We start from the raw sequence: 24,471 nt of genomic DNA, 5'->3' as shown, positions 1-24,471 counted from the left end.
TCCTTAAGGCATGATCGCTGGTAATATTTACGCTCTGCCCACTGAAACAGTTTCACCTTCTGAAAACCACGAGTCCATGACGGCAACGCCAAAAGCCCCATCAGTATCCGATCAGCCCCGGATTCCCGGTACCGCAGACCTGGACGATCCGCTTTACTACCTGGCCAACTTCGAGACGGTGGTTCGCTGGGTTCATCAGCACCACAGGGATCTGCTTCTTGAAGAAGAATGCCGCCTTATCGACTCCCTGATGGCGCTGTCACCGGACGCCCGGGCACTGGCCGCCAGAATGGTGATGCGTACCGGCGAGCACTTCCGACAGGAAAAGCTCCGCTACCCGGAGTTGACTCGGCCGATTCCGGCGCTGATGAGTGAACTGGAAGAATCCGGCTGGATCGACCCGACACCGGAGATCCATGTACCCGAGCTTTTCCGGCTTTACACCCTTGCCGAGCTGAGACCGGCCCTGGCGGAGTTCGTCACTGAGCTGGGGCTGAAAATCAGCGCCCCCAAGGGGCAGCTCCGGGCCGCGATGATTGACGCCTTTCCCGCCCGAGCACCCGTGACGCGCTGGCTGCCGGACAGCCAGACCCGGTTGGTTCGGCTGCAGCACATGGACCTGTTTGATCGGCTGCGACTGATGTTTTTCGGCAACCTGCGTCAGAGCTGGTCGGATTTTGTGCTGGTGGAACTGGGCCACCAGCAGTTCGAGCAGGTGCCGTTTACCCCGGACGCCCGGGCCTTTGACACCCGAGCCGACGTTGACCGATACCTGCTACTGCAGCAGTGCCGGGAACGGCTGGATGAGGGCGAGCCGCCTGAAGACATCATGGGGGATATTCCCGATGCCGGTGACAATGCCTGGCTGGAAAGCCGACGCGGCCGACTGCTGTTCGAACTGGCCCGCCTGGCCGAACGCGGCGGGGACATTGCTCTGGCCCTGACTGCCTACGGGCAAAGCCACCACCGCGAAGCACGCTTGCGTCACCTTCGGCTGCTGGAGCGCCAGAAACAGTATCAACAGGCCTGGGAAATCGCACTGAAGGCCGCCGAGCAACCCCGCAACGATGCCGAGGTTCAGGGACTGAAACGCCTGATGTCCCGGCTGGCCAAGAAACTGGCCCGGCCGGTACCGGCCCGCAAAGCCCCGCCTGCCGTTCCCACGGTCACCCTGACTCTGGACAACCCAGAAGGCTACTCGGTGGAATGGCGCACTCTCGAGCACCTGCACACCGCGGAAAGCCCGGTTACCTATGTGGAGAACACCCTGATCAACGGCCTGTTCGGCCTGCTGTGCTGGCCTGCGATTTTTGCCCCCGTGCCCGGCGCCTTTTTCCACCCTTTTCATACCGGCCCCGTCGATCTTTACCGGGAGGATTTCCTGAATCGTCGGCAGGCGCTTTTCGAAGACTGCCTGGCGCACCTGGAAGACGGCACCTATCCGGAGATCATCCGCAGGACCTGGCGCCAGAAATACGGCATCGCGTCACCCTTTGTGATCTGGCCCGTGCTGACCGAATCGCTGCTGGACATGGCACTGGCCTGTATTCCGGCGGAACACCTGAGATTACTGTTCCATCGGCTGATGGCGGACCTTCGTATCCACCGGAGTGGCTTCCCCGACCTTATTCGCTTTGAGCCTGAACATCCGGACCCAGAACGGCGTTACGAAATGATCGAAGTGAAGGGCCCCGGCGACCGACTGCAGGATCATCAGACCCGCTGGCTGGAATACTGCGTGGAGCAGGGAATACCGGTATCGGTTTGCTATGTGCGCTGGCAAGAGACACCCCCGTGACGGCTTACAGGGTTTCCGTAAGAACGCTCTGCGAATTCGCCGCACGCAAAGGCGATCTCGACCTTCGCTACACCCCCGCGCCCACCTCCGAAGAAGGGATTGCCGGCCATGGTGAAGTACAGGCCCGGCGCGGCCCCCGCTACCAGAGTGAGCGGCCGCTGGCGGGCCAGTGTGGCAACCTGCTGGTCAGTGGGCGCGCCGACGGCTGGGACCCGATTGCCGGCCGGCTGGAGGAGATCAAAACCCACCGGGGCGACCTGTCCCGGGTTCGCGAAGCCCAGCGCCATCTCCATCGCGCCCAGTTGCGGGTCTATGGCGCCCTGCTGTGTCGGGAGGAAAAGCGGGCCGAGATCGAACTGGCGCTGATTTACTACGATGTGGGCAAGGACCGGGAGACACCGATCACCGAAACTGCCACGGCAGCAGAGCTGTGGCAGGAACTGGAGGAATTGTGCGCCCTTTATGCAGGCTGGGCAGAACAGGAGCAGGCCCACCGGCAGGCCAGAGACCAGTCGCTGTCTGACCTGACCTTTCCGTTCCCGGATTTCCGGCCGCAGCAACGGGCACTTTCGGAAACCGTGTACATCAACAGCGTGCGGGAGCAGTCTCTGTTATTGGAGGCGCCTACCGGGCTGGGCAAAACCATGGGGGCACTCTTTCCGGCACTGAAGGCCATGCCGGTGGCCGGGCAGGATCGCCTTTTCTACCTCACCAGCCGCAACACCGCCCGTCAGGTCGCCATAGGCGCAGTGGAGAATCTGGCCAGCGCACAGGCCAGACCGCTGCGAATCCGCACCTTGGAACTGGTGGCCAAGGACCACGCCTGCGAACACCCGGACAAAGCCTGCCACGGCGACGACTGCCCCCTGGCCAAAGGCTTTTTCGACCGTCTGCCGGCGGCAAGACAGGCTGCCGCGGACCGCCCGGGGGTTTTGACCCGGGATACCCTTGCGAAAATCGCTGCGGATGCAAACATCTGCCCCTATTTCCTGGCCCAGGAAATGGCCCGCTGGTGCGACCTGGTGGTGGCGGATGTGAATCGCATGTTCGATCAGTCAGCGTTGCTGCACGCCCTGGTTCGCCAGAACGAATGGCAGGTCGGGCTGTTGATTGACGAGGCCCACAATCTCGTGGACCGGGCCCGGGGCATGTATTCCGTGACCCTGGGCCAGCGCCGTCTGCTGCGCGCAAAAAAGCAGGCGCCCAAAAGTCTAAAAGCCGGCGTGAACGGCGTGGCGCGGGCCTGGCAGGCATTGATCCGCGAACAGGCGCCGGAGGTGGGCGAGCCGGCGGTTAATCTGGACAACCTGCCCGTCAGCCTGACCGGCGCCCTGAACAGACTGGTGTCGGCCATCAGCGATCATCTGGCGGACAACCCGCCGGACCTGACCCTGCAGGAGCTGCTGTTTGAATGCCTGGCCTTCTCAAAACTGGCGGATGTCTTCGGCGACCACTCCCTGTGCGAACTGGCCAGACCCGGACGGGGTGACGCCCGCCTGTCGATCCAGAACCTGATTCCGGCGGATTTTCTGGCACCACGTTTCGAAGCGGCGCGAAGCACCCTCCTGTTTTCCGCCACCCTGTCGCCGGGCGAATATTACCGGGATCTGTTGGGCCTGCCGGACGGCACCCGCTTTCGCTCCCTGCCAGGCCCCTTCAGCGCAGACCAGCTTCAGGTGCATTTCACACCACAGATCAGCACCCGCAAGCCGGACCGGGAACGCTCCCTGCAGCCCATCGCCGAACTGATCGCCCGTCAGTACCGGGACAAACCCGGCAACTATCTGGCGTTTTTCAGCAGCTTTGCCTATCTCAATCAGGTCAGTGATGCCCTTGCCCGATTCGCGCCGGACATCCCCCAGCGCAAACAGCAGCCGGGCATGTCGGGGCCACAACGCCAGGCGTTTCTGGATGCGTTTGCCGAAGACAGCAGTGGCATAGCCTTTGCGGTACTGGGTGGGATTTTCAGCGAAGGCATCGACCTGCCCGGGAACCGGCTTATCGGCGCCTTTGTCGCCACCCTGGGCCTGCCACCGTTCGACAACTGGCACGAAATTCTGCGCCAGCGCCTGGAGGCTCGTTTCCGGACAGGCCATGACTACACCTACCTGATACCGGGCATGCAGAAGGTGGTACAGGCGGCAGGCCGGGTGATTCGTACCCAGCAGGACCGGGGCGTGATCTGGCTGGTGGATGACCGTTTTCTACAGCCCCGAGTTCGTGCCCTTTTGCCGGGCTGGTGGTGATGCGGGCGTGATGATCGAGGGAAACCCTTGACGGATTTGTTATCCTTGCTTCCATTACCAATCTGGAGTTTTCAATGTCGTATCGCGATCTTCCCTACTCCCTGCTCGAGCTGGCCTCGGTGCGGGAAGGTGATTCGGTGGGCCGGACCCTTGCCAATAGCGTGGCCTACGCTCAACACGGCGAGCACCTGGGCTTTAACCGGTTCTGGCTGGCCGAGCATCACAATATGGAAGGCATCAGCAGCTCCGCAACGTCGGTGTTGGTGGGTCATATCGCCGGGGCCACCAAAACCCTGCGGGTCGGTTCAGGCGGCATCATGCTGCCCAACCATCCGCCGCTGGTGGTGGCCGAGCAGTTTGGCACTCTGGAAAGCCTGTACCCGGGACGGATTGATCTCGGCCTCGGCCGGGCCCCCGGCACCGACCCCATTACCAGCCGGGCACTGAGAAGGGAACACTTGGGGGCCGAGCAGTTCCCGGAAGACGTGGCCAAACTGCAACAACTGCTTGGGCCATTGCAGCCCGGCCAGCAGATCAAAGCAATTCCCGGGGCAGGAACCAACGTGCCTATCTGGCTGCTTGGTTCCAGCCTGTACAGCGCACAACTAGCTGCCCAGCGCGGACTGCCCTACGCCTTCGCAGGGCATTTTGCCCCGCGCCTGTATCGTGAGGCCATCCACCTGTACCGCAGCCAATTCCAGCCATCGGACACCCTGGCGAGGCCCTATGCGATGCTGGCGGTGCCGGCGATTCCCGCAGACACAGACGAGGAAGCGCGTTTTCTGGCCACCACCAGCTATCAACGAATTCTGTCGCTATTCCGCGGCCAGCCCTTATGGATGAGGCCACCGGTGGAATCCATGAACGGGCTATGGAACAGCGGCGAGAAGGCCGGTGTTCAGGATTTCCTGTCACTGCAGCTGCTGGGCAGCACTGATACCATTCGCCAGCAGCTTGATCGTCTGCTGGAATCGGTGGAAGTCGACGAACTGATGTTCACCATTGATCTTTACGATCCGGAAAAGCGGCGCCGCGCACTGGATATTCTTGCCGCCACCCGACCGGAAAACCGCACCGAAAAAAGGAGCCTTTCATGACCAACCCCGTTCACGTATTTCTGTCCCACGGCCTGGAAAGCGGCCCTGACAGCACCAAGGTGCAGGCCCTGAAAGCCGAGGCGGAAACCTTTGACGGGGTAACCGCCATGGCCCTGGACCATCGCAGCAGCAAGGACCCGGCCACGCGGCTGCTGCAGATGCGCGCCGCCATTGAAGCGTCCGGTGCGGAGCCTGAGAATTGCATCCTGGTGGGTTCCAGCATGGGCGGCTGGGTGTGCGCCCAGACCAGTGCCGAAAGCCCGGTTCTGGGCTGTTTCCTGCTGGCGCCGGCACTGGCCATGAAGGACTATCCCCAGTCCAGCCCGAAGATTCAGGCCCGCCACACCCAGATTATTCACGGCTGGCACGACGATGTGGTTTTGCCGATGCCGGTGATTGAGTTGGCCAGAGAGCAGGATATACCGCTGCTGGCGCTGCCAGACGGCCACCGGCTTCAGGAGAGTCTGCCGCGACTGGTGACCGAATTCCGTAGGTTTATGAAGGACTGTCTAGGCCAGTAATCTGGCCAGTCCGGAGGCCCGCACCACACTGCGGCCGACTGCATCACGCAATACCCCTTCCTGAGGAACGGCAAGGCTGAGCCAGTGTCTTGCTCGCGTGATACCGGTATAGATCAGCTCCCGTGTCAGTACCGGTGTAAGCCGATCCGGGATCACCAGGCAGGCATGGGTAAATTCGGAGCCCTGGGATTTGTGCACCGTCATGGCGTAAACGGTTTCCAGGGACTGCAAACGGCTGGGGGATATCCAGCGGATAGTGCCGCTGCCGTCACTGGACGGGAATGCCACCCGAAGGGTCTGAACCGGCTTGCCCGCTTCGTCGTGATCCCAGGGCACGCTTAAAGTCACACCGATATCGCCGTTCATCAAGCCCAGGTTGTAGTCGTTGCCGGTCACCAGCACCGGGCGGCCGGCGTACCAGCCTTCGGTTTTAACGATCAGCCCGGACGCGCGAAGTTCATTGGCTACCTGCTGGTTCAACCCTTCCACGCCGAACGGGCCTTTGCGCAAGGCGCATAGCACCTGGAACTGGCTGAAAGCGGCGAGCACCTTCGTTGCCCAGGCATCCCATTCCAGGCGATCCGCCTCGGAATCGGTGGCGTGGGGGCGTTGTCCGGACATGATCTGCAGATAGTGCCCGTAGCCGACAGGTGCGCTCACCGAATCACCGTTCACCATTCGACCCTCGCCGGCATTGAGAAACGCCCCGGCGCTGCCGGTGCGGGCGTGGCGAGCCAGCGGTAGCAGGGCATCGGCTGTGGATGGATTGTCCGTCGGATCAGTCATTAACTCGGACCGTCCAAGCCAGGCGACGTCGGGAAAGGTCTGGGTCTGGCACTGGCTGATCAGGCTTTTATCAAAACGGCCCTCATTGGTGGCCTGCGCCAGGACACCGATCCCGCTGTGCTCGTCAAAGCGGTAACTCTTGCGCAGCATGCCCACCGCCTGGTCCAGCGGTTGTCCGCTGGCATCGGCCAGCTCCTCAGGAAGCCGGCAACCGGTGACGGATTCCAGCCATTCCAGTGTCTCGGGCCGGTAATGGCCCGCGTTCGCCCGTTGGCACAACTCCCCCAGTACCGCACCGGCGTCGACCGAGGCCAGCTGATCCTTGTCGCCCAGCATGATCAGGCGGGCATTCTCTGGCAGGGCTGCGAACACCGAGGCCATCAGGTCCACATCCACCATGGAGGCTTCGTCGATCACCAGGATGTCCAGTGGCAGCGGGTTGTCCTCGTTGTAGCGGAACTGACGTGAACCCGGGCGGCTGCCCAGCAGGCGATGCAGGGTGGTAACTTCTGTCGGAATTGCCGAGGCATCCGGAGCGCCAGGAAGCGCAGCCAGCGGGACTTTGCTCAGGGCTCCGCCAATGGATTCACTGAGCCGCGCGGCGGCCTTGCCGGTGGGGGCCGACAATCGGATTCGCAGATAGGGGTCATCCGGGTCCAACCCCGGCTTCTGGCAGGCCATGGACTGTAACGCCGCCAGCAGGTTGAGCACCGTGGTGGTCTTGCCGGTGCCCGGCCCGCCGGTGATGACGCTGAAACGATTGCGGGCGGCCAGGGCGCAGGCGACTTTCTGGTAATCCACCGCGTCCTGCTGGCCGAAAAGCGTATCCAGCGCCAGCGAGAGCTGCTGATCGCTATCGGCCCCGCCGGGGCTCAGGCGCTGACGGATGCCAGCGGCGATGCCCTGCTCATAGCGCCAGAACCGGCGCAGATAAAGGCGGGTGCCTTCCAGTACCAGGGGCGTGCAACGGCTACCGTCGCTGACGGCAATGCTGTGGATAATTGCCTCGACCAGCCTGTCGGTGGCGGTGTCACGGAAGAGATCCACCGGCTTCGACGGACTCTCCGGTGCCTCGTCCAGCCTGGCGGTGCCCTCCGGCGGCAGTACCAGGGTGGCTTCCGCATCCTGGCACAGCTGACCAAGATCAAGGCATACGTGGCCACGACCTACCTGGTGGGACACCAGGGCCGCCAGGATTGCCAGCTGAGCATTGGGAGCGCTGGTTTTTTCCCCGGGCGTCGTTTCTGCAGAGGCCTGTGATGAGAGAGTACAGACAAATTCAGCAAAGGCGTGGTCCAGCGCCCTAAGCCAGCCCAGATCGACCCAGCGGTCCAGCAGTCCGAGTGCGTCATCCACGGAAGCAAATTCGGCCAGGGGTACCTGTGTGCTCATACCGCAACCTCCGGCTGGCCGCAGAACAGGCGGTCCAGGGACTCGATCAGGGCTTTGTCCGGCCTTTCGGTGAAAGCGCCGGCACCGGGCGCATCACAGCCCCGCAGAAACAGATAGACCGCCCCGCCCACATGGGTGTCGTAGTCGTAGTCCGGTAGCCGCGCCTTCAGCAGGCGATGCAGCGCCAGCAGATAAATCACGTATTGCAGGTCGTAGCGGGATTCCAGAATCCTGGCGCGCATAGCGTCGGGGACATAGGCGCTGTCGTCCTCCCCCAACAGGTTGGATTTGTAATCCAGCACGTAATAGCGGCCCTGGTGCTCGAACACCAGGTCGATAAAGCCCTTCAGCATGCCGTTAAAGGTAGTTTCGTGGGCCCGGGGCCGTGGTTCTGCATTCAGGGTGCCCTTCTGCACCAGCCGGTCCAGGGTCAGAGTGTTTACCTGTCTGCTTTTAAACCAGAATTCCAGCTCGGGGCGCGGGCTATCCAGTGTGGCCAATGTAAAGGTCTGGCCCGAATCCGGCAGTGGAATGTCGACCGTTAGCAGGCGCAGAACCCAGCCGTGCAGCACGTCTACCCAGGCTTCCCAGTGGCGGAGCTGGCAACGACGCTGAAGCAAAGTGTGAAGCTCATCCGGCGCCGCCACTACCTGATCAAAACCCCGGGTGGCACACCACTCCAGAATATCGTGCAGGAAGGTGCCGGGGCCGGAGCCTTTGGGAAACGCGTGTTTGCCGTCCGGCGGCGCGGCCGGCACCGGGGATTCTTCTGTATTGGCCGCATCTTCTTCCCGCAGATTTTCCTGTTCCGCGTCCTCGCTGGCGGGCTGGAAATCGCCCCTGAAACCGCTGAGGGCGCCGTAGGTGATCGCGGAATAACTGGCAATCCACCAGTTTTCACGGGCTTCCCGGGTGGGCTCCAGTGCCGGGCCCAGCGGTGGTTCCGGTTCGCCGACGTAGCGAAGATCGTCCGGCTCCGGCGCCGGCATTATCTCAATGCTTGCCTCCCCCGCCGCCATGGCCTGAAGCTGGGGTGTCAGATCAACCTCGTTTGTCTGAGCCGGTCCACTGATCAGGTGACCCAGCCCGCTCAGGTGCCAGTTTTTGATGCCGGCAGCCCCCACCCAGGTGGCGTGACGGGCGCGGGTCAGTGCCACGTAGAGTTTGCGGATGTCCTCGCCCAGGCGTTCCCGGTCGGCGAGCGCCAGTGTGTGCTCGTCCGGGGCCAGTGAGATCTGCAATTGCCCCTGAGGATCATGGAACGCCAGGAAATTCTGCCCGGCTTTTTCCTGACGGTGTTCGGTGGCAAAGGGCAGGAACACCAGCGGATATTCAAGGCCCTTGGATTTGTGCACGGTCACCACCTTCACCAGACCGGAATCGCTTTCCAGGCGCATGGTGCGGTGCTCGCTTTCATCGTCTGACTGTTGCAGCAGCTCGGTGAAGTGATGCACCAGGGCGTGTTCACCGTCCAACTGCTGGCTGTCGGCCTGAAGCAGTTCAGCCAGGTGCAGAATATCGGTTAGCGCCCGTTCGCCGCTGTGGTGAGCCAGCAGCTTGGCGGGCACATCGAAGTCCATCAGGAAGCGGCGCAGCATGGGCAGAACACCCTGGCTCTGCCACAGCTCGCGATAGTGCTGGAAACGGTCAATCTCCCGGTCCAGGGCGTTTTCATCACTCAGCAGACGGTCCAGTTGCGAGTGGGATAACCCCAGGGATGGCGTGGCCAGCGCACCGCGCAGCAGCGACAGCTGCCCGGGTTCGGCACAGGCATGGAGCCATTGCAGCAGCTCGACGGCCTCCGGCGAATTCAGTACCGAGTTGCGGTCAGACAAATAAACGCTGCGGATACCCCGGTCGCTTAGCGCCCGCCGCACAGCCTCAGCCTCATCTCGTTTATTTACCAGAATGGCAATGTGTTCCGGACGCAGGGGCTCTACTGCACCAGCATCACTTTCGGGCCGGAAGCCGGCCAGGCCTTGTTGCCCAAGTGTCAGCAGGCGGGCGATTTCCGTGGCGCAGGCACCGGCAAGACTGGATCTGGCATCGCCTTTGGTCACGCCCTCGTCGTCACCAAACGTCCAGAAGGTCAGCGGCGTCGCGGCCTCGCCGTCTACCCACCATTGCCGGTCGCTGCCTTTGGCGTTAACGGGCGTAAAGGGAAGCGGGTTACCGGCGTCGGTACGGAACAAAAACGCCCCTTCCACCCTGGCCTGGTCGGCGTAGGCGAACACCTGGTTCACACCATCCACCATGGCTTTGGAGGAGCGAAAGTTGGTCCCAAGAGTGTAGGTCCGTTCGCTAACCGCCTGTCGGGCAGCCAGATAGGTGTAGATATCCGCGCCACGGAACTTGTAGATGGCCTGTTTCGGGTCGCCGATCATCAACAGGGTGGCATCGGGATTGTTCGCCGCTACCTGGTAGATGCGATCGAAAATCCGGTACTGCACTGGGTCGGTGTCCTGGAATTCGTCAATCATGGCCACCGGAAACTGCCGCGCGATGGTGGCCGCCAGGCGATCGCCCTGAGGGCCGGCAAGGGCCTCATCAAGCCGGGTCAGCAGGTCGTCGAAACCCATGGTGGCCAGGCGCTGCTTCTCGGCGTGCAGGCGTTTTGCGATCCAGCGTACCGCGTGGTTGAGCATGGCCGGGCCGGGTCTGGGCAGGTCCGCCAGGGCCTGTTTCAGGATACTGATTTCGTCCATGGCCGGGTGATGGGGCGGCGGCTCGTCACCGGTCCACTTGCCGGCGAAGCCTTCGGCCTCCAGATACTCGTAACCTTTCAGTTCGCTTTTGACCAGGCCTTTGGGTTCGTCAGCGTCGGAGGTGGCCCAGTCCCGTAGATGGTTCACCGCGCTCTGGATGGTGTTCTTGGTACCGCCGTGAAGGGGTTTCGGTTTTGGTTTGGCAGTGTCTTCCAGCAATTCCGTCAGCTCGTCGCACCACCGGGGCCAGGGCTGCTTGAGTTCAAGAAGCCTTTTCTGTTTTGCCTCAAGGGCCTGGCTGACCGCCTCTTGCGGCGATAGCGGATCGGCCGGCAAGGCATCCACGTGGGGCAGCAGGTTGCGAACGGATTTACGCAGGCTCTCGGGGTCCGCCCAGTTGTCCAGCACCGCGTCGATCATTTCTGGTGGCGTGGAGTAAACAAACGTACGCCAATAATCCCGGGCCACTTCGTCCAGCAGTTCGGTCTGGTCGGTTTCCAGGGTCTGGCGGAAAAGGCTGCCACTGTCGAAGGCGTGCTCGCTGAGCATGCGGTTACACCAGCCGTGAATAGTGGATACGGCGGCCTCGTCCATCCATTCCGCGGCCAACAACAGCTTGCGCTGGCAGGCGGGCCAGTCACCGGTCGGGCACTGGTTGCGCAGGTTCAGCAGCGGGTCTTTGGTATCCGTGGCGATGTCGGCAAGATCGGGCTGCTGGCCAAAGAGCGCGGCGGCCTCGGTCAGGCGAGCGCGGATACGGTCCCGGAGTTCCTTGGTGGCCGCTTCGGTAAAGGTCACTACCAGCAGATGCGGGGGCATCACGCCCTCCGTCAGCGGCTGTTCGGCTTCCCGGTGACCCAGTACCAGGCGCACGTACAGCAGCGCCAGGGTGAAGGTTTTACCAGTTCCGGCACTGGCTTCAATCAGGCGACTGCCTTTCAGGGGCAGCGTCAGCGGGTCAAGGGTGCGCACCGTCTCGCTCATCAGGCACGGCCTCCGTGTTCGCATTGCCAGAGTGGTTGATACAGGTCACGGACCAGCGCGGGAAAATTATCGGTACCAATCAGGGATTCGAAATCCGGAAAGGCCCGGCCCAGGTAGGCGCCGCGATAGGCCAGGGTGGCATCAAAAGCCTGCTCGGCCCTTTCCAGCGCCAGCTCCTCGCTGCCCTCTTTTTTGGGCGGATGAAGGCCACGCAGGTAAGCATAGGCAGTGCCAGGCTCAATCGGTAATGGCGTAGTCTGCCCGATTATCCAGTATTTCAGCAGCGTATCCAGAAGCTGCCGGGCCTGATCCCGCCCAACCGGAGGCAACAGCACTTTGCGGTTTTCCTCTTTACCCAGAACCAGAGTGTGGAAATCCTCGTGGAGACTGCACCCGGCCAGGTGAATCACCCAGTCTTCCAATACGGAAGCGTATTTTAACGCCTTGGCCCCACCGTTTTTTTCCAGCAGACTGCTGCTGGCAATCACCACCCGACAGACGGCGCCGTCCGGCCGGGTCCGGAGCTGGCCAATGCGATCGGCTACTTCTACTTCATAATTCTGTTCGCTTTTAAAAGACCGGCGGAAATTCCAGGCCTGGTCCTGCTCATCCGGCCAGTCCTGCAGAGCTTCCCGATAGCGCCGGAACAGATCCGGCATGCGGCTGTAGATCTGCTGTTCGGCTACCTGCTCTGTTGACGCCATACCCAGGTCGCCTCTGGCTCGCATACGCTGAAGGCGGTCCTGCAGGCGCTCTTCCAGATCCGACTCGTCGGTGGCTTTCACCAACGCCTGATCAATCAGTTCCCGCTCCAGCGCCCAGTGTTGCAGGCCATCCAGCCGGAAGGTCTCGTTGTCCGTGTCCTGGGTCTGCACGTTGATGAACTGGACCTGCAGCCGGCGCCGGTAGAAAGTGTCCACCGGCGCTTTCAGGAACGCGGCCAGTTCGGACAGGGTCAACGGTGCTGCCGGTGCCAGGTAATCCAGGGGTTGGTCCTCGTCTGCCTCAACGGCCTGATGAGCCTGGAGCCATTCGTGGTCATAGCTGAACAGGCCGGGCCGGCCTGCACCATCAACAGGGAAATACTCACGGCTGAACGGTTGCAGCGGGTGGCCGGTTGTCAGGGCGTCGGCGGCCCTGGTTCTGGAACCAGTGGACCAGACGGCGTCCAGGTGGTCCCGCAACTGGGCCACCAATACCGAAGGCGGCCGTTCGGAATCGTCGCGAATACTGCGCCCCACCCAGCTGATGTAGAGCTGCTCCCGGGCGGAAAGCAACGCTTCCAGAAACAGGTAACGATCGTCTTCCCTCCGGGAGCGGTCGCCGGGTCGACTGTCCTGGGCCATCAGGTCGAAATCCACCGGCGGGCGTGAGCGGGGATAGTCGCCATCGTTCATTCCCAGCAGGCACACCCGCTTGAAGGGGATGGCACGCATGGGCATCAAGGTGGCGAAATTGACCTTACCCGCCAGGAATCGCTGGTTCAGGCCGCCTTCCTCCAGCCCCTCCAGCAGTTCCTCGCGAACAATGGACAGGGGCAGGGTCTCGAATTCCATGCCGCCGCTGGTGCAATCCTCAAACCACTGCTCCGCCTGTCGGCGCAGCCGGTTGACCAGAAGCAGTTCGTCATCCGTGAATTCATCGAAAAACTGCTCCAGCATGGACTGAATCAGTTCCAGCCACTGGCCAGGCGTGTAATCTTCCGCCAGTTTCTCCCAGAGCTGCTCCAGCCTCTCCACAAACCGGTAAAGGTTGCCCGCTAGCGACGCCTGTAGCCCCCCAATTTCCCCGTAGGGTTCTATGCCCTGCCAGGCGTCGTCCGGGCCGGTGCCATAGCCCAGCAACATGCGGCGCAGGCCCTCCTGCCAGGTATTGCGGGCCAGGCCATCAGGCAGATCAAAGCTTTGCCTGTGCCCCGCGTGCAGGCCCCAGCGAATGTTGGCGCCCTCGACCCATTGGCGAATCAGCGGCAGATCCGACTCGGCGATGTCAAAGCGGCGGCGGACGGCAGGCACATCCAGCAGGCTGATCACTTCGCTGGCGCCAAAGCGGTGTTCCGGCAGCGACATCAGTGAATCCAGGGCAATCAGTACCGGCTGGCGGTGACGCTGCTGCTGATCAGAGATGGTAAACGGAATATACCGAGACGAACCCGGCGAATAGCGCCCGAACACCGCCTGAATGTGGGGGGCATAGGCGTTCACATCCGGGACCATCACAATCACGTCACGGGGACGCAGGGAGGAGTCGGCACTGAAGGCCGCCAGCAGCTGATCATGCAGCACTTCCACTTCCCGCTGGGGGCTGTGGGTGCGGTGAAATACGATCGAGTGATCGTTTGCCGGGCTCAACCGCCGTTTCTGCTGCAGCATTTCCGGCTGGGACGTGAGGGTGCGGATATCGTCCTGTATCTGATGAAGTACCCGGGGCTTTCCGCTTTCGCCGTGCGCCGTGAAGATATCAATACGGCCGTCCGGCGTGGTCACGGCGCTCTGGTACTGATCAGGGTTGTCGAATTCGTCCAGCAACCGGATGTAGTCCCGCCCCTGTTTGCCCCAGGCGGCCAGAAGCGGATTGGCATGCTGGTGGAGCGCATCCGGGTCGGTCAGGCTGGCCAGTTTTTCATGCTCCTTGCCGCGCCGCCGGCTGGCGGTGAGCAGATCCCGGTCGCTGATGATGTCGGCCCAGAAGAATTCGCAAGGGTTGTGAAGGCAAAGCACCACCTGGCTGATCCGGCTGAGCACCGACAGGGCTTCCAGTGCCTGTCGCGGCAGGGAGGAAACGCCGAACACGATAATCCGCTGCGGCAGGCCCGAAGGGCGATCACTGGCGGTCAGATGCCGGCCGTGCTCCATAAACCGCGTATGAATCCGGGAACGGCTGGTGGCGGACAGCCCCGCCACATCGTCCACCAGCGCCCGCCAGAGCACCGGCTGCCAGCGTTGGTCGTCCGTCAGCTCCCGCACTTCCCCGCGAGCCAGCTCGATGGTGTTCCGGCCCTGCTCCCAGGCCGTAAGCCAATCGGCCCGGAACACCTGATACTGGTCAAAAAGGTCGGCGATCTGGCCCGCCAGCTGATAGCAACGGGTATCGGCATCGGTACCCTCCAGAAACCGTCGGAGCGGAGAGAACACGTCCTGTTGATGTACCAGTGAGGGCAAAAGCCGGAAAAGCCGCCACACCAGCCTGGACTTGTCGAAAGGGGATTGCTCGGGAACCTCGTGGGCAGGAAGAACCGCCCGGTACGCCTGCCAGATAAAGCGGGACGGAAAGAGGAAGTCCATTCCAGCGGCGATACCTATACCACCATCCGATTCCCCCATCGGGTCTTCCGCCAGCGCCAGCTTCAGCCACTGGGCAATACCGTTGCTCTGAACCAGAAAAGTTTCACTGGCCAGGGGCGGAACAGGGTGCTGCTGGCAGATCCACACCACGGCCCGACGAAGATCCTCCAGGTGGTTGGCGTGGATGGCGTGGAAGCCAGTCCGGATGGGGGGTGTATGGGGCATACCGGCTCTTGTCGGTTGGCGGAAAGCTGCAAAATCTCTGACGTCAGACTACCATAGTTATGGGTCAGCCAGACTAAAGTAGAAATCTCAAAGTTGTTGTAGATCAGACATTTTCTTGCGCAACACCGATTGTTTTGCCAGTCTTGTTTAATGTAACAAATCATTTCAGTGACAAAAAAGTGGAGACAATGCGATGAGCAGCATCAGCAAATTCAAGAAACTGGCCGGAGTTTCGGCCGTGGCTTTTGCCGCCATGACGGCAGCGAATTCGGTGAACGCCGCTAATTGGCGTTATGCCCACGAAGAGTATGAAGGCGATGTCCAGGATGTCTTCGCGTACGACTTCAAAGAATACATCGAAGACAATTCAGACCACACCATTCAGGTTTACCGCTTTGGTGAGCTGGGCGAGTCTGATGACATCATGGAGCAGACACAGGCTGGCATTCTCCAGTTTGTAAACCAGTCTCCGGGCTTTACCGGCTCCCTGATTCCAGAGGCACAGATCTTCTTTATTCCCTATCTGCTGCCGACGGATATGGAAACAGTGATCGAATTCTTCCGCGAGAGCGAGGCCATCAACAAGATGTTCCCCGAGCTGTACGCGAAAAATGGTCTCGAGCTGCTCCAGATGTATCCGGAAGGTGAGATGGTTGTAACCGCCAACGAGCCAATCACCGAGCCAGCCGACTTCAATAACAAGAAGATCCGGGTAATGACCAACCCGCTGTTGTCCGAGACCTACAATGCCTTCGGCGCAACGGCGACACCGCTGCCATGGGGCGAGGTATATGGCGCACTTCAGACCAACATGATCCAGGGTCAGGAAAACCCGATTTTCTGGATCGAGTCCGGTGGTCTTTATGAAGTATCGCCGCACCTGACCTTCACCAAGCACGGCTGGTTCACCACAGCCATGATGGCGAACAAGAACTTCTACGACGGTCTGTCTGACGCCGACCAGAAGCTGGTTGAGGATGCTGCCGACTATGCGTTCGAAAAGATCATCGTTCACATCGACGGCCTCGCAGAAGAAGCTCTGACTAAAATCAAGAAAGCCAGCGACAAAGTCACCGTTACCCGCCTGAACGATGAGCAGATCGAGGCATTCAAGGCCCGCGCCCCGCAGGTTGAAGAGAAGTTCATCGAGATGACCGGTGAGTCCGGCAAAGAACTGCTCAACCAGTTCAAAGAGGATCTCAAGGAAGTCCAGTCGAACTGATAGAGAAGGAATAACAATCTCCGCCGGTCAGCCGGCGGAGATTGCGCATTTACCCCGCCCTACCGGCAATCCCGGTCATGGCAAGACGCTTTGGAGGTTCCCATGTCTGACAATTCCCCGGATCTGGACGATGACACCGGTACCTTCGAGTCCGGCCTGCCCGGATTTCTGGGAACCATTGATGTATTAATCAGTAAAATCGAAGCGGTCATGCTAGCCATGGGCGTGATCCTTATGGCCATCAACACCTGCACCAACGTCATTGCCAGGTATGTGATGGGCGAAGGTATGTTCTGGTCCGGTGAAGTCAACCGGATACTCATTATCCTGATCACTTTCGCAGGCATAGGATATGCGGCGCGCCACGGCCGCCACATTCGTATGTCCGCTATTTACGATGCCATTCCTGTCAAAGGCCGGAAGGTACTCATGATATGCATTGCACTGATCACTTCCGTGATCATGTTTTTCCTGTGCTATCACTCCTATCTCTACATCGAAACTCTCCATGAGCGGGGCAGAATACTGCCGGCGCTGGGGATTGAAATCTGGTGGATATACATCTGGGCACCAGTTGGCTTTGCCATAACGGGCATCCAGTACTTTCTGACCGCTATCAAGAACATCACGAGCAAGGATGTATACCTGTCCACTGGCGTGGTTGATGGCTATTCGGATTCCGAGTCTGAGGTCTGACCCTCTGAAGCTGCATTAATAAAGGGAAAAAATCATGGCAACTATAATGATGGTGGTTATGATCGGGCTGCTTCTGCTGGGCTTCCCGATGATGGTGCCTTTGATCGCCGGTGCGCTGATCGGCTTCGTGATGACGTTCGATGGCTTCGGACAGATGGGAACATTCGTACAACAGATGATGGCGGGTATTCGTCCGGCATCGCTAATCGCGGTCCCCATGTTTATTCTGGCAGCCGACATCATGACTCGCGGCCAGTCTGCGGATAGGCTGATCAACATGGTCATGGCGTTCATTGGACACGTTAAAGGCGGGCTGGCGATCAGTACGGCCACTTCCTGCACCCTGTTCGGCGCTGTATCCGGCTCTACCCAGGCGACCGTTGTCGCCGTTGGCTCGCCACTGCGGCCAAAGCTTCTCAAGGCAGGCTATTCCGATTCCTTTTCGCTGGCCCTTATTATCAACTCCAGCGACATCGCCTTCCTGATACCCCCAAGTATCGGCTTCATTATCTACGGTGTTATCTCGGAAACCTCAATTGCAGAACTGTTCATTGCCGGCATCGGGCCCGGCGTGATGATTCTGATGATGTTTTCGGTCTACTGCCTGATCTACGCGCACATCAACAAGCTCCCCACCGAGGAAAAATCCACCTGGGGCCAGCGTGGTGTGGCAATGCGCGAGGCCCTCTGGCCGCTGTTTTTCCCGGTCATTATCGTCGGCGGCATCTACGGCGGCATTTTCAGCCCCACAGAGGCTGCTGCGGTCTGCGTTCTGTATGCCTTCCTGCTGGAATTTGTGGTGTTCAAATCGCTTAAGCTTCCGGACATCTACCGGATTGCCAAGTCGACCGGCCTGATCACCGCGGTCGTGTTTATCCTGGTTGCGGTTGGCACCGGGTTCTCGTGGATTATTTCATTCGCACAGATTCCCCAGGCCATTCTTTCGGCCGTTGGTATCAGCGAGATGGGCCCGGTTGGCGTGATGATCACCATCTGTATTGCCTTCTTCGTAGCCTGTATGTTCGTTGACCCGATTGTGGTCATTCTGGTGCTGACACCGATCTTTGCTCCGGCCATTGCCTCCACAGGCCTGGACCCGGTTCTGGTCGGTGTGCTGATTACCCTGCAGGTTGCCATAGGCTCGGCAACGCCACCGTTCGGTTGTGACATTTTCACTGCCATCGCCATCTTCAAGCGCCCCTATCTGGAAGTCATTCGCGGCACGCCACCGTTTATCTTCATGCTAGTGACAGCGGCAGCGCTTCTTATTGCCTTCCCGCAGATTGCCTTGTTCCTGCGCGATCTGGCCTTCAGATGATCTGACGCTTGAAGACTGAAAACAAAGGAGAGCGACATGTTCAAACGGATTCTGGTGGCAGTGGATGGCTCAATGACATCATTCGATGCCCTGACCAAGGCGATAGAACTTCAGAAGCTGACGGACGCGGAGATTTACCTGATCTGCGTTTACAAGCACCACAGCCTCTTCGAGGCATCGCTATCGATCGGACGCCCGGCAGGAATGGATATTCCGGATAAGGTTCTGTCCGAATACGCGAAGGAAGTGGTCAATCATGCCAAGGAACTGGCCAAAGAGCGCGGCGCCACTCATGTGAGGGGATTCGTCAAATCGGGCAAACCCTCGAAGGTGATCGTCCAGTTCGCGCAGGACAAGGAAGCGGACCTGATCGTGGTGGGAACCCGGGGTACGCACAGCGACAAGGACGGTATGTTCCTGGGCAGCGTGTCTCACCGAGTCGCGTCCAATGCGAAATGTCCGGTGCTGGTGGTCTAAAATCCCGTTGAGAAATCAACCGACCTCAACCCGGTCACGACCGCTCTCCTTGGCCCGATAGAGTGCCCGGTCAGCCTGTCCCAACAGGCTGTCCGGATTATCAGTACATTCCGGCCAGCTTGATACCCCTATAGACAGAGTAATACCCTCCAGTTCCTGCCCACGATGCACCACCGGATAGCCACGCATTTCCCTCACCAGCTCCCTTGCTTTATCCAGTGCCGCCGGAAGCTGTGTGTTTGCCATGATGACAACGAATTCCTCACCGCCAAAGCGGCACACAACGTCACTTTCCCGGAACTGCCGAGTCAGGAAAGAGGCTACTGACTTCAGTGCGGTGTCCCCCGCTTCATGGCCGTAGGTATCGTTAAAACGTTTGAAATGGTCGATGTCCAACATCAAGAGGGATAGTGGCTTGTCGCTGCGCATGGCAACCGCCGTTTCATGGTCGAAAAGCTGGTCAAAATAACGGCGGTTCTTTAGGCCGGTAAGCGCATCTTCATAGGAATATCTCTGTAATTCTTCCCGCAGGCCGATCCCGGAGAGGGTAATGCCAATTTTCTGAATGCTCTGGCTCAGCGTCTGAAGCAGTTTGGCGGCTCCGAACTGCGAGTCATCCGCTGTAAGTTCTGCCGGAACCTCAACAAACAACAGTGCCACAGGCACTGATCCTTCCGTGGCCGACTGCACGTTTATCCAGAGACACAGTTTTCCTCCGTCACCCGAACCTTCACCAGCCGGCATTATGGGCCTATCAGCAAGATGCTTGGCAGACAGGTCACTGTTCGGTGGCGGCCCTTCCGGGGTTTCAATACGTTCCGGGGAAGGAGGCTCGCCGGCGTAGCCCCAGCGATTGAGCAAACGGTAGGCGCCGCCCTTTTCAACTCGCTGATAGAGCTCACCTTTCATCGGGCTGCAAAGATCCGGCAACCACTGGGCCAGAACCGGGAAGGTCTGGTTGAGGCTGATGCAGTCCTGTAGCGATGCGATAATGTCGTTCAGTACCCGGGTCTTCTCGTTCTCGAAGGTCAGCAGCCTTACCCTGGCCTGCTCACGGCGGGCCAACGACTCGGCCCTGGCCGTGCGCTCGCTGACCTGCTGCTCAAGGGAGAGGTTGAGCTTGTGCAAGGATTCCTGTGTGCGAGCGTAGTGGACCAAGGCAATCAGAACAACGGCGAGCGAAAAGATCAGCGTGCCCCAGCTGACCGGCACCCGCCACCAGGGTAGAAATCCATGTGCCACCGCCATATCCAGAATAAGCAGGCCGCCGAAAATACCATAGGCCAGAAGAATAGCCTGTTGCTGGCGACCGAGCTTTCTGAAGCGTCTGGCTACCAGAAGGGTTACGGTAACAAGGGAGATCAGAAGCAGACCATCAAAGACCGCAAACGTCCAGGACAGGTCAATTACACCGAATGCCGCCAGCGTCAGGGCGATCACAAAGTAGCCCAGATGGATCTTCCAGACCAGGTTGATCAGCCAGGGCCGCTGATCTTCGAACCATTGTTCCAGCAGCAGTGCCATGGCCACCGGTAACAGGAAGTAGGACCCTGCCGCCAGATAGTCCCACACCAAAGGCGCGTTCCAGATCAACTGGCTGGCCTGGCTTTCCGCCACCAGCAAAACCGCAGAGGAAATCGCGAAGAGGGCCAGGCTGGCAAAGCTTTTTTTACGCGCCTGCAAAAAGGCGAATATGATGCAAAGTGCGGCAATCAGAGCAGAAAAACCGGCAATAATCAGGGCTTTAAGCGAGGTTTTCAGGATATAGAGCGTCAACTCTGAACGCTCCATAATGGCCACTTCACCCCACAGGCCAATATCTGTGTAATTGGAAAATATCCGGAAGTAGAGATCCTTACCCTGGAACTCTTCGGGTAGAGCTATAGCGTGCCAGGGCCAGCCCTCGAACCGGCCTCTGCCGTCTTCGTCAAAATGGCCGTACTGGTAAATTTTCTCGCCGTCCATCCAGGCTTGAACGATCAGGTCAACGCTGTAGATGTAGAGCACCGGTTCCCGCCAGGGTCCATCGGGCAGGGTAACGCGATACCAGACCTGTTCACGGCCCTGCCTGTCCGGCGGATTGGATGGAAACCCGATCGCCTGCCACTGGTCGGGATCGCCGCCTTTAATCCATTCGGGAGTGCCGACGCTGTCTGTTGGTGAATCCCCCCAGCGATATTCCCACCCGGTTTCCAGATCGGTTTTGGCATGGGCCGTCTGGAAAACACACAGGCACAAGGTTAAGGCCAGTACCCGGCGACCAGCCCATGCAAAGGTCAACGTCCGCCCGGTCCACCTTTTCATTGACAACGACACCTACCGCCTTGAGTTACACAGCTAAAAGTATAGTTCAGTCACCGGTCTGCGATGAAACGCTATTCAGATACGCTTTGTCGGAGATATTGGTCCATTGGCGGATCTGTTCCAGATACTCGCGCTGGGAATTGATGATCTGGCTGGCCAGTTCGTCGTTTTTCGCAGCTTCAGCCAACAATTTCTCAGTGGCCTGGCGGAGTGCATTGATCACTTCCGGCGGAAAGGTTTGATGGCTGACGTCTGGGTGATTTTCCTTCATTTGGGCCCAGGCCTTGCCGTTTAGGTGCATGCTCTGCGCGTACATGTCATAAGCCGCGGCACGCATGGCCACTCGCAGAATCTCCTGGAGGTCCTCCGGCAGCTTCTCCCAGCTTTTTTCATTAATCAGGAACTGCACTTCCGCCGCGGGTTCCTGCCAGCCGGAATAGTAGTATTTGGCAATCTGGTGAAACCCCATCTGCAGGTCGAGGGCCGGCCCCACCCATTCAAGGGCGTCGATGGTGCCCCGTTCCAGCGCCGTGTAGAGTTCACCCGGCGGCAGATTGGTCACCGCCACGCCCAGCTCGGCCATTACCTCACCGGCGAAGCCGGGCGTGCGCATCTTTAGCCCCTGCAGATCCTCCAGGCCGTTGATCTCCTCGCGGAACCAGCCACCCATCTGGTTGCCGGTATTGCCGCCAGGAAAGGAGAGCAGACCGTGGGGACGATAGACCTTTTCCATCAACTCCATACCGTCACCATAGTAGAACCAGGCGTACTGCTCCGGCGCAATCATGCCAAACGGCACGGTTGTAAAATACATGGCGTTGGGTATCAGCCCTTTATAGTAGTAGGAAGCCGTGTGACCCATGTCGTACTGGCCGGCCTTCACCATGTTGAAGATACCAAAAGGCGCCTTGTGCTTGTTGGACGAATCAATGCGGATCTGAAGCCGACCAGCGGACATTTTTTCCGCCATGGCCGCCATATTCCGGGTGGTTTCCCCCAGTATTGGCGTATTCGGCCCCCATGTTTCCGCCAGCCGCAGCTCATAGGTTTCCTGAGCCGTGGCCAGGGTGGAGAACGCGAGTAAACAGGTGGTTAAGACAGCAAGGGAGAATTGTCGGATGAACATGTTAAGGCAGTCTTCCTTCGAAATCGGTTGAGTGACGTCAGCGATGTGTTGAACCTATCTTATTTCCGCCGGGCAAGCATCCGAAATGCATCACCGTGACGTATAAATCCGCTGTATTTCAGCCAATATCCGTGTCGGCCTTGTTAAAAGCCGGTCGCGGTTTAGGAGTCAGAAATGGATACCCTTTTCTACGATGGCCAGTGCCCACTGTGCGCCAAAGAAATCGCCACTCTTCGTAAACTGGAAACGGGCAATCTGGTATTTGCAGATGTCCATCTCCAGGGCAACCGCAAGGGGCTATTGCCAGAGCGGGAAGCGCTGCTGAGAAGACTTCATCTGCTGACCAGCGACGGCCAATGGGTTGTCGGGCTGCATGCCACCGTCAGGGCCTGGTCCCACACCCGCCTTGGATTTCTGTTCAAACCGCTGCTTTGGCCAGTCATCTATCCCCTTGTTTCCCGTTTCTATAGCAACTGGGCTGACCGGCGCTACCAGCGCAAATACGAGTGCGACGCCTGCAGCATCAAACCATGATCTTTTCAGACAAATCAGGCGACCTGTACGCTAGGCCGGCTACGCCATGCCGACCAGGAGTATAGCCCCAGCGCCACCCAGATCAGCGCAAAACTCAGCAGTTTTTGCTCGCTGAGGGGCTCATCAAACACCACCAGTGCCAGCCCGAACTGCAGGCTCGGGTTGATATACATCAGAAACCCGATGGTTGAGAGCCTGAGCCTGCGTGCAGCACCGGCAAAAAGCAGCAGTGGAATAGCCGTCACGATGCCACTGGACATCAGCAACAGAGCTGTTCCCGTGCTTTCCGTGAAATGGGAAATTCCGCTCAGGTTAAGCCAGGTAAGGGCCATCAGACCCACCGGCAGCAACAGCAACGTTTCCACAAACAGCCCTGAGAGACCGTCCAGAGGCACTTTTTTCCTGAGCAAACCGTAGGTTCCGAAACTGAAGGCAAGCACCAGCGAGATCCACGGCACCACGCCCAACAGAAACAGCTGGTAAAGAATCGCAATGGCTGCAATCACCACGGACACAGCCTGCAAACGGGAAATGCGTTCCCTCAGAACCAGCAGGCCCAGTGCAACGTTTACCAATGGCGTGAGAAAGTAGCCAAGACTGGCCTGAAGCACCTGACGGGATTCCACCGCATAGATGTAGATGCCCCAGTTAAGAGCGATAAACACCGCACACCCGAGCACAAATCCAAGCTTCCTGGGTTCGGCGAGTGCCGCCTTGATCGGTGTCCAGCGACCCATAGCCGAAACGACAATCACCAGAAACAGGCAGGACCAGACCACTCGATGAATCAGCACTTCATAGGAAGGCACCCCCCCAAACAGGGCAAAGTACAAAGGAAAGCAGCCCCACAGGGTGTAGGCAGACAGGCCAAACAAAACGCCTTTGGTATTCTCGGCTGCAGCGGCTTCGGGGGCAGTCATTTTCATAGCTTCCTTATTATCCGGTGAGCCACTTTACCAGTTTTCCTTATACCGACGCTGTGCTATCAACGGCTAATATGTTTGCCTTTTGAGTCTTTCAATGTTGACCGATTTTTCCGTTATTCAGATCCTACTGGCCAACCTGGCCCTACTTGCCGGCGCCTGCCTGCAGGGCGTGGCAGGCTATGGTATAGGCACGCTGGCCGCTCCGCTGCTTTTTCTGATCAGCCCCACGCTGGTGCCGGCCCCGCTGGTTCTTAATGCACTGGTGCTGACGGTCTTCATGCTGGCGAGGAATCGGGCGGCACTGCAGGTACGGGAGGTCCGCTTTGCCCTCGGCGGCGGAGTAGGCGGCACCGTCCTTGCGACAATCACCCTGATGCTGATTTCCGCCAAGGGCTTCGAACTGGTGTTTGGCGTACTGATCCTGATCGGCGTGTTATTAAGCGTTGGTGGACTGAAACCCGCCCTGAACGCGCGGAATAGTATCCTGGCCGGGGCGGCCTCGACCTATATGGGCACCATCACGGCAGTCGGCGGGCCGCCCATTGCACTTATTTACCAGAACCAGAAGGGGCCCCTGGTGCGGGCCAATATGTCGGCGTTCTTCCTGGTTGCAAGCTTCTTCAGCCTGTCTGCGCTCGTGGCCTCCGGTTACCTGGGGCAGAGGGAACTGCAGCTTTTTGCCGTGACCTTCCCGGGCGTACTCGTTGGTTTCTGGCTTTCCGGCAAACTGGTCAATCGCATGCCGTTCGATGGGCTCAGGCCGTTGATCCTCGGCATTGCTGCCACTGCCGGTGTTGCTGCGATCGTCCGGGGACTGATGTCACTCTGAT

The 24,471-nt window shown here is 59.5% G+C and carries 16 protein-coding genes; 10 read left to right on the top strand and 6 right to left on the bottom strand.

The genetic code is table 11. The features are described 5' to 3' along the window. Window positions 1-10: 10 nt before the first annotated feature. The 4 genes from FPL19_RS08940 (at window position 11) to FPL19_RS08925 (ending at window position 5,662) form a co-directional block, all read left to right on the top strand. Complete coding sequence (locus FPL19_RS08940; protein WP_318527382.1) at window positions 11-1,798, top strand: VRR-NUC domain-containing protein; 1,788 nt, start codon at window positions 11-13, stop codon at window positions 1,796-1,798. After that, complete coding sequence (locus tag FPL19_RS08935) at window positions 1,795-4,044, top strand: ATP-dependent DNA helicase (RefSeq protein ID WP_150912086.1); 2,250 nt, start codon at window positions 1,795-1,797, stop codon at window positions 4,042-4,044. The genes FPL19_RS08940 and FPL19_RS08935 overlap by 4 nt, the downstream gene beginning before the upstream one ends. A 74-nt stretch (window positions 4,045-4,118) precedes the next feature. Further along, on the top strand, window positions 4,119-5,141 hold the full coding sequence (locus FPL19_RS08930; RefSeq protein ID WP_150912085.1) for an LLM class flavin-dependent oxidoreductase: 1,023 nt from the start codon (window positions 4,119-4,121) through the stop codon (window positions 5,139-5,141). Continuing rightward, entirely contained in the window at window positions 5,138-5,662 is a 525-nt protein-coding gene (locus FPL19_RS08925) for a YqiA/YcfP family alpha/beta fold hydrolase (RefSeq protein WP_150912084.1), read from the top strand. Before FPL19_RS08930 ends, FPL19_RS08925 begins: the two co-directional genes overlap by 4 nt. Here the strand turns inward: FPL19_RS08925 and recD are convergent. From recD to recC, 3 genes are read right to left on the bottom strand one after another with little or no spacing between them, the layout of a single operon-like run. Then, a complete protein-coding gene (recD, locus tag FPL19_RS08920) occupies window positions 5,651-7,840 on the bottom strand; it encodes an exodeoxyribonuclease V subunit alpha (RefSeq protein WP_150912083.1) in 2,190 nt (729 codons plus the stop codon). The two genes, FPL19_RS08925 and recD, sit on opposite strands and share 12 nt — an antisense overlap. Then, window positions 7,837-11,529 (bottom strand): exodeoxyribonuclease V subunit beta, encoded by a 3,693-nt coding sequence (gene recB, locus FPL19_RS08915; protein ID WP_150912082.1) that lies wholly within the window; start codon window positions 11,527-11,529, stop codon window positions 7,837-7,839. The genes recD and recB overlap by 4 nt, the downstream gene beginning before the upstream one ends. Beyond that, window positions 11,529-15,038, bottom strand: coding sequence for an exodeoxyribonuclease V subunit gamma (gene recC / locus FPL19_RS08910; RefSeq protein ID WP_150912081.1), 3,510 nt, complete (start codon window positions 15,036-15,038; stop codon window positions 11,529-11,531). The genes recB and recC overlap by 1 nt, the downstream gene beginning before the upstream one ends. Before the next feature lie 193 nt (window positions 15,039-15,231). Between recC and FPL19_RS08905 the strand changes: the two genes are divergently transcribed. The 4 genes from FPL19_RS08905 (at window position 15,232) to FPL19_RS08890 (ending at window position 18,751) form a co-directional block, all read left to right on the top strand. After that, entirely contained in the window at window positions 15,232-16,260 is a 1,029-nt protein-coding gene (locus FPL19_RS08905; RefSeq protein ID WP_150912080.1) for a TRAP transporter substrate-binding protein, read from the top strand. A 102-nt stretch (window positions 16,261-16,362) separates the two neighbouring features. Next, window positions 16,363-16,956: a TRAP transporter small permease gene (locus FPL19_RS08900; protein ID WP_150912079.1), complete on the top strand. Its 594-nt coding sequence runs from the start codon at window positions 16,363-16,365 to the stop codon at window positions 16,954-16,956. Between the two features lie 34 nt (window positions 16,957-16,990). After that, complete coding sequence (locus FPL19_RS08895; protein WP_150912078.1) at window positions 16,991-18,274, top strand: TRAP transporter large permease; 1,284 nt, start codon at window positions 16,991-16,993, stop codon at window positions 18,272-18,274. Between the two features lie 36 nt (window positions 18,275-18,310). Further along, the gene (locus FPL19_RS08890) at window positions 18,311-18,751 is read left to right on the top strand and encodes a universal stress protein (protein WP_150912077.1); all 441 of its coding nucleotides are present in this window, start codon (window positions 18,311-18,313) and stop codon (window positions 18,749-18,751) included. Window positions 18,752-18,766: 15 nt separating this feature from the next. Here FPL19_RS08890 and FPL19_RS08885 read toward each other — a convergent pair whose 3' ends face one another. Together FPL19_RS08885 and FPL19_RS08880 are read right to left on the bottom strand one after the other, a co-directional pair. Further along, on the bottom strand, window positions 18,767-21,055 hold the full coding sequence (locus tag FPL19_RS08885) for a sensor domain-containing diguanylate cyclase (protein WP_150912076.1): 2,289 nt from the start codon (window positions 21,053-21,055) through the stop codon (window positions 18,767-18,769). Window positions 21,056-21,101: 46 nt separating this feature from the next. Further along, window positions 21,102-22,181: a TRAP transporter substrate-binding protein gene (locus FPL19_RS08880; RefSeq protein ID WP_150912075.1), complete on the bottom strand. Its 1,080-nt coding sequence runs from the start codon at window positions 22,179-22,181 to the stop codon at window positions 21,102-21,104. Window positions 22,182-22,355: 174 nt separating this feature from the next. Here FPL19_RS08880 and FPL19_RS08875 point away from each other — a divergent pair, with 174 nt between their 5' ends. Further along, complete coding sequence (locus tag FPL19_RS08875; protein WP_150912074.1) at window positions 22,356-22,715, top strand: thiol-disulfide oxidoreductase DCC family protein; 360 nt, start codon at window positions 22,356-22,358, stop codon at window positions 22,713-22,715. Window positions 22,716-22,729: 14 nt separating this feature from the next. On the opposite strand, the gene rarD is transcribed toward FPL19_RS08875, so the two are convergent. Further along, the gene (rarD, locus tag FPL19_RS08870) at window positions 22,730-23,641 is read right to left on the bottom strand and encodes an EamA family transporter RarD (RefSeq protein ID WP_150912073.1); all 912 of its coding nucleotides are present in this window, start codon (window positions 23,639-23,641) and stop codon (window positions 22,730-22,732) included. A gap of 94 nt (window positions 23,642-23,735) precedes the next feature. Here rarD and FPL19_RS08865 point away from each other — a divergent pair, with 94 nt between their 5' ends. Then, on the top strand, window positions 23,736-24,470 hold the full coding sequence (locus tag FPL19_RS08865) for a sulfite exporter TauE/SafE family protein (protein ID WP_225314349.1): 735 nt from the start codon (window positions 23,736-23,738) through the stop codon (window positions 24,468-24,470). The last annotated feature ends 1 nt before the right edge of the window (window position 24,471 follow it).

The sequence above is a fragment of the Marinobacter halotolerans genome (genome assembly GCF_008795985.1).
GTDB classification, from domain to species: domain Bacteria; phylum Pseudomonadota; class Gammaproteobacteria; order Pseudomonadales; family Oleiphilaceae; genus Marinobacter; species Marinobacter halotolerans.
This window is presented reverse-complemented; position numbering and strand designations above follow the sequence as displayed.

What these genes read in the sequence shown, in the direction of transcription:
- FPL19_RS08940 (WP_318527382.1), top strand. Translation starts at nt 11, where the DNA reads ATGATCGCTGGTAATATTTACGCTCTGCCCACTGAAACAGTTTCACCT.
- FPL19_RS08930 (WP_150912085.1), top strand. Translation starts at nt 4,119, where the DNA reads ATGTCGTATCGCGATCTTCCCTACTCCCTGCTCGAGCTGGCCTCGGTG.
- FPL19_RS08925 (WP_150912084.1), top strand. Translation starts at nt 5,138, where the DNA reads ATGACCAACCCCGTTCACGTATTTCTGTCCCACGGCCTGGAAAGCGGC.
- recD (WP_150912083.1), bottom strand. Translation starts at nt 7,840, where the DNA reads ATGAGCACACAGGTACCCCTGGCCGAATTTGCTTCCGTGGATGACGCA.
- recB (WP_150912082.1), bottom strand. Translation starts at nt 11,529, where the DNA reads ATGAGCGAGACGGTGCGCACCCTTGACCCGCTGACGCTGCCCCTGAAA.
- recC (WP_150912081.1), bottom strand. Translation starts at nt 15,038, where the DNA reads ATGCCCCATACACCCCCCATCCGGACTGGCTTCCACGCCATCCACGCC.
- FPL19_RS08905 (WP_150912080.1), top strand. Translation starts at nt 15,232, where the DNA reads ATGAGCAGCATCAGCAAATTCAAGAAACTGGCCGGAGTTTCGGCCGTG.
- FPL19_RS08900 (WP_150912079.1), top strand. Translation starts at nt 16,363, where the DNA reads ATGTCTGACAATTCCCCGGATCTGGACGATGACACCGGTACCTTCGAG.
- FPL19_RS08895 (WP_150912078.1), top strand. Translation starts at nt 16,991, where the DNA reads ATGGCAACTATAATGATGGTGGTTATGATCGGGCTGCTTCTGCTGGGC.
- FPL19_RS08890 (WP_150912077.1), top strand. Translation starts at nt 18,311, where the DNA reads ATGTTCAAACGGATTCTGGTGGCAGTGGATGGCTCAATGACATCATTC.
- FPL19_RS08885 (WP_150912076.1), bottom strand. Translation starts at nt 21,055, where the DNA reads ATGAAAAGGTGGACCGGGCGGACGTTGACCTTTGCATGGGCTGGTCGC.
- FPL19_RS08880 (WP_150912075.1), bottom strand. Translation starts at nt 22,181, where the DNA reads ATGTTCATCCGACAATTCTCCCTTGCTGTCTTAACCACCTGTTTACTC.
- FPL19_RS08875 (WP_150912074.1), top strand. Translation starts at nt 22,356, where the DNA reads ATGGATACCCTTTTCTACGATGGCCAGTGCCCACTGTGCGCCAAAGAA.
- rarD (WP_150912073.1), bottom strand. Translation starts at nt 23,641, where the DNA reads ATGAAAATGACTGCCCCCGAAGCCGCTGCAGCCGAGAATACCAAAGGC.
- FPL19_RS08865 (WP_225314349.1), top strand. Translation starts at nt 23,736, where the DNA reads ATGTTGACCGATTTTTCCGTTATTCAGATCCTACTGGCCAACCTGGCC.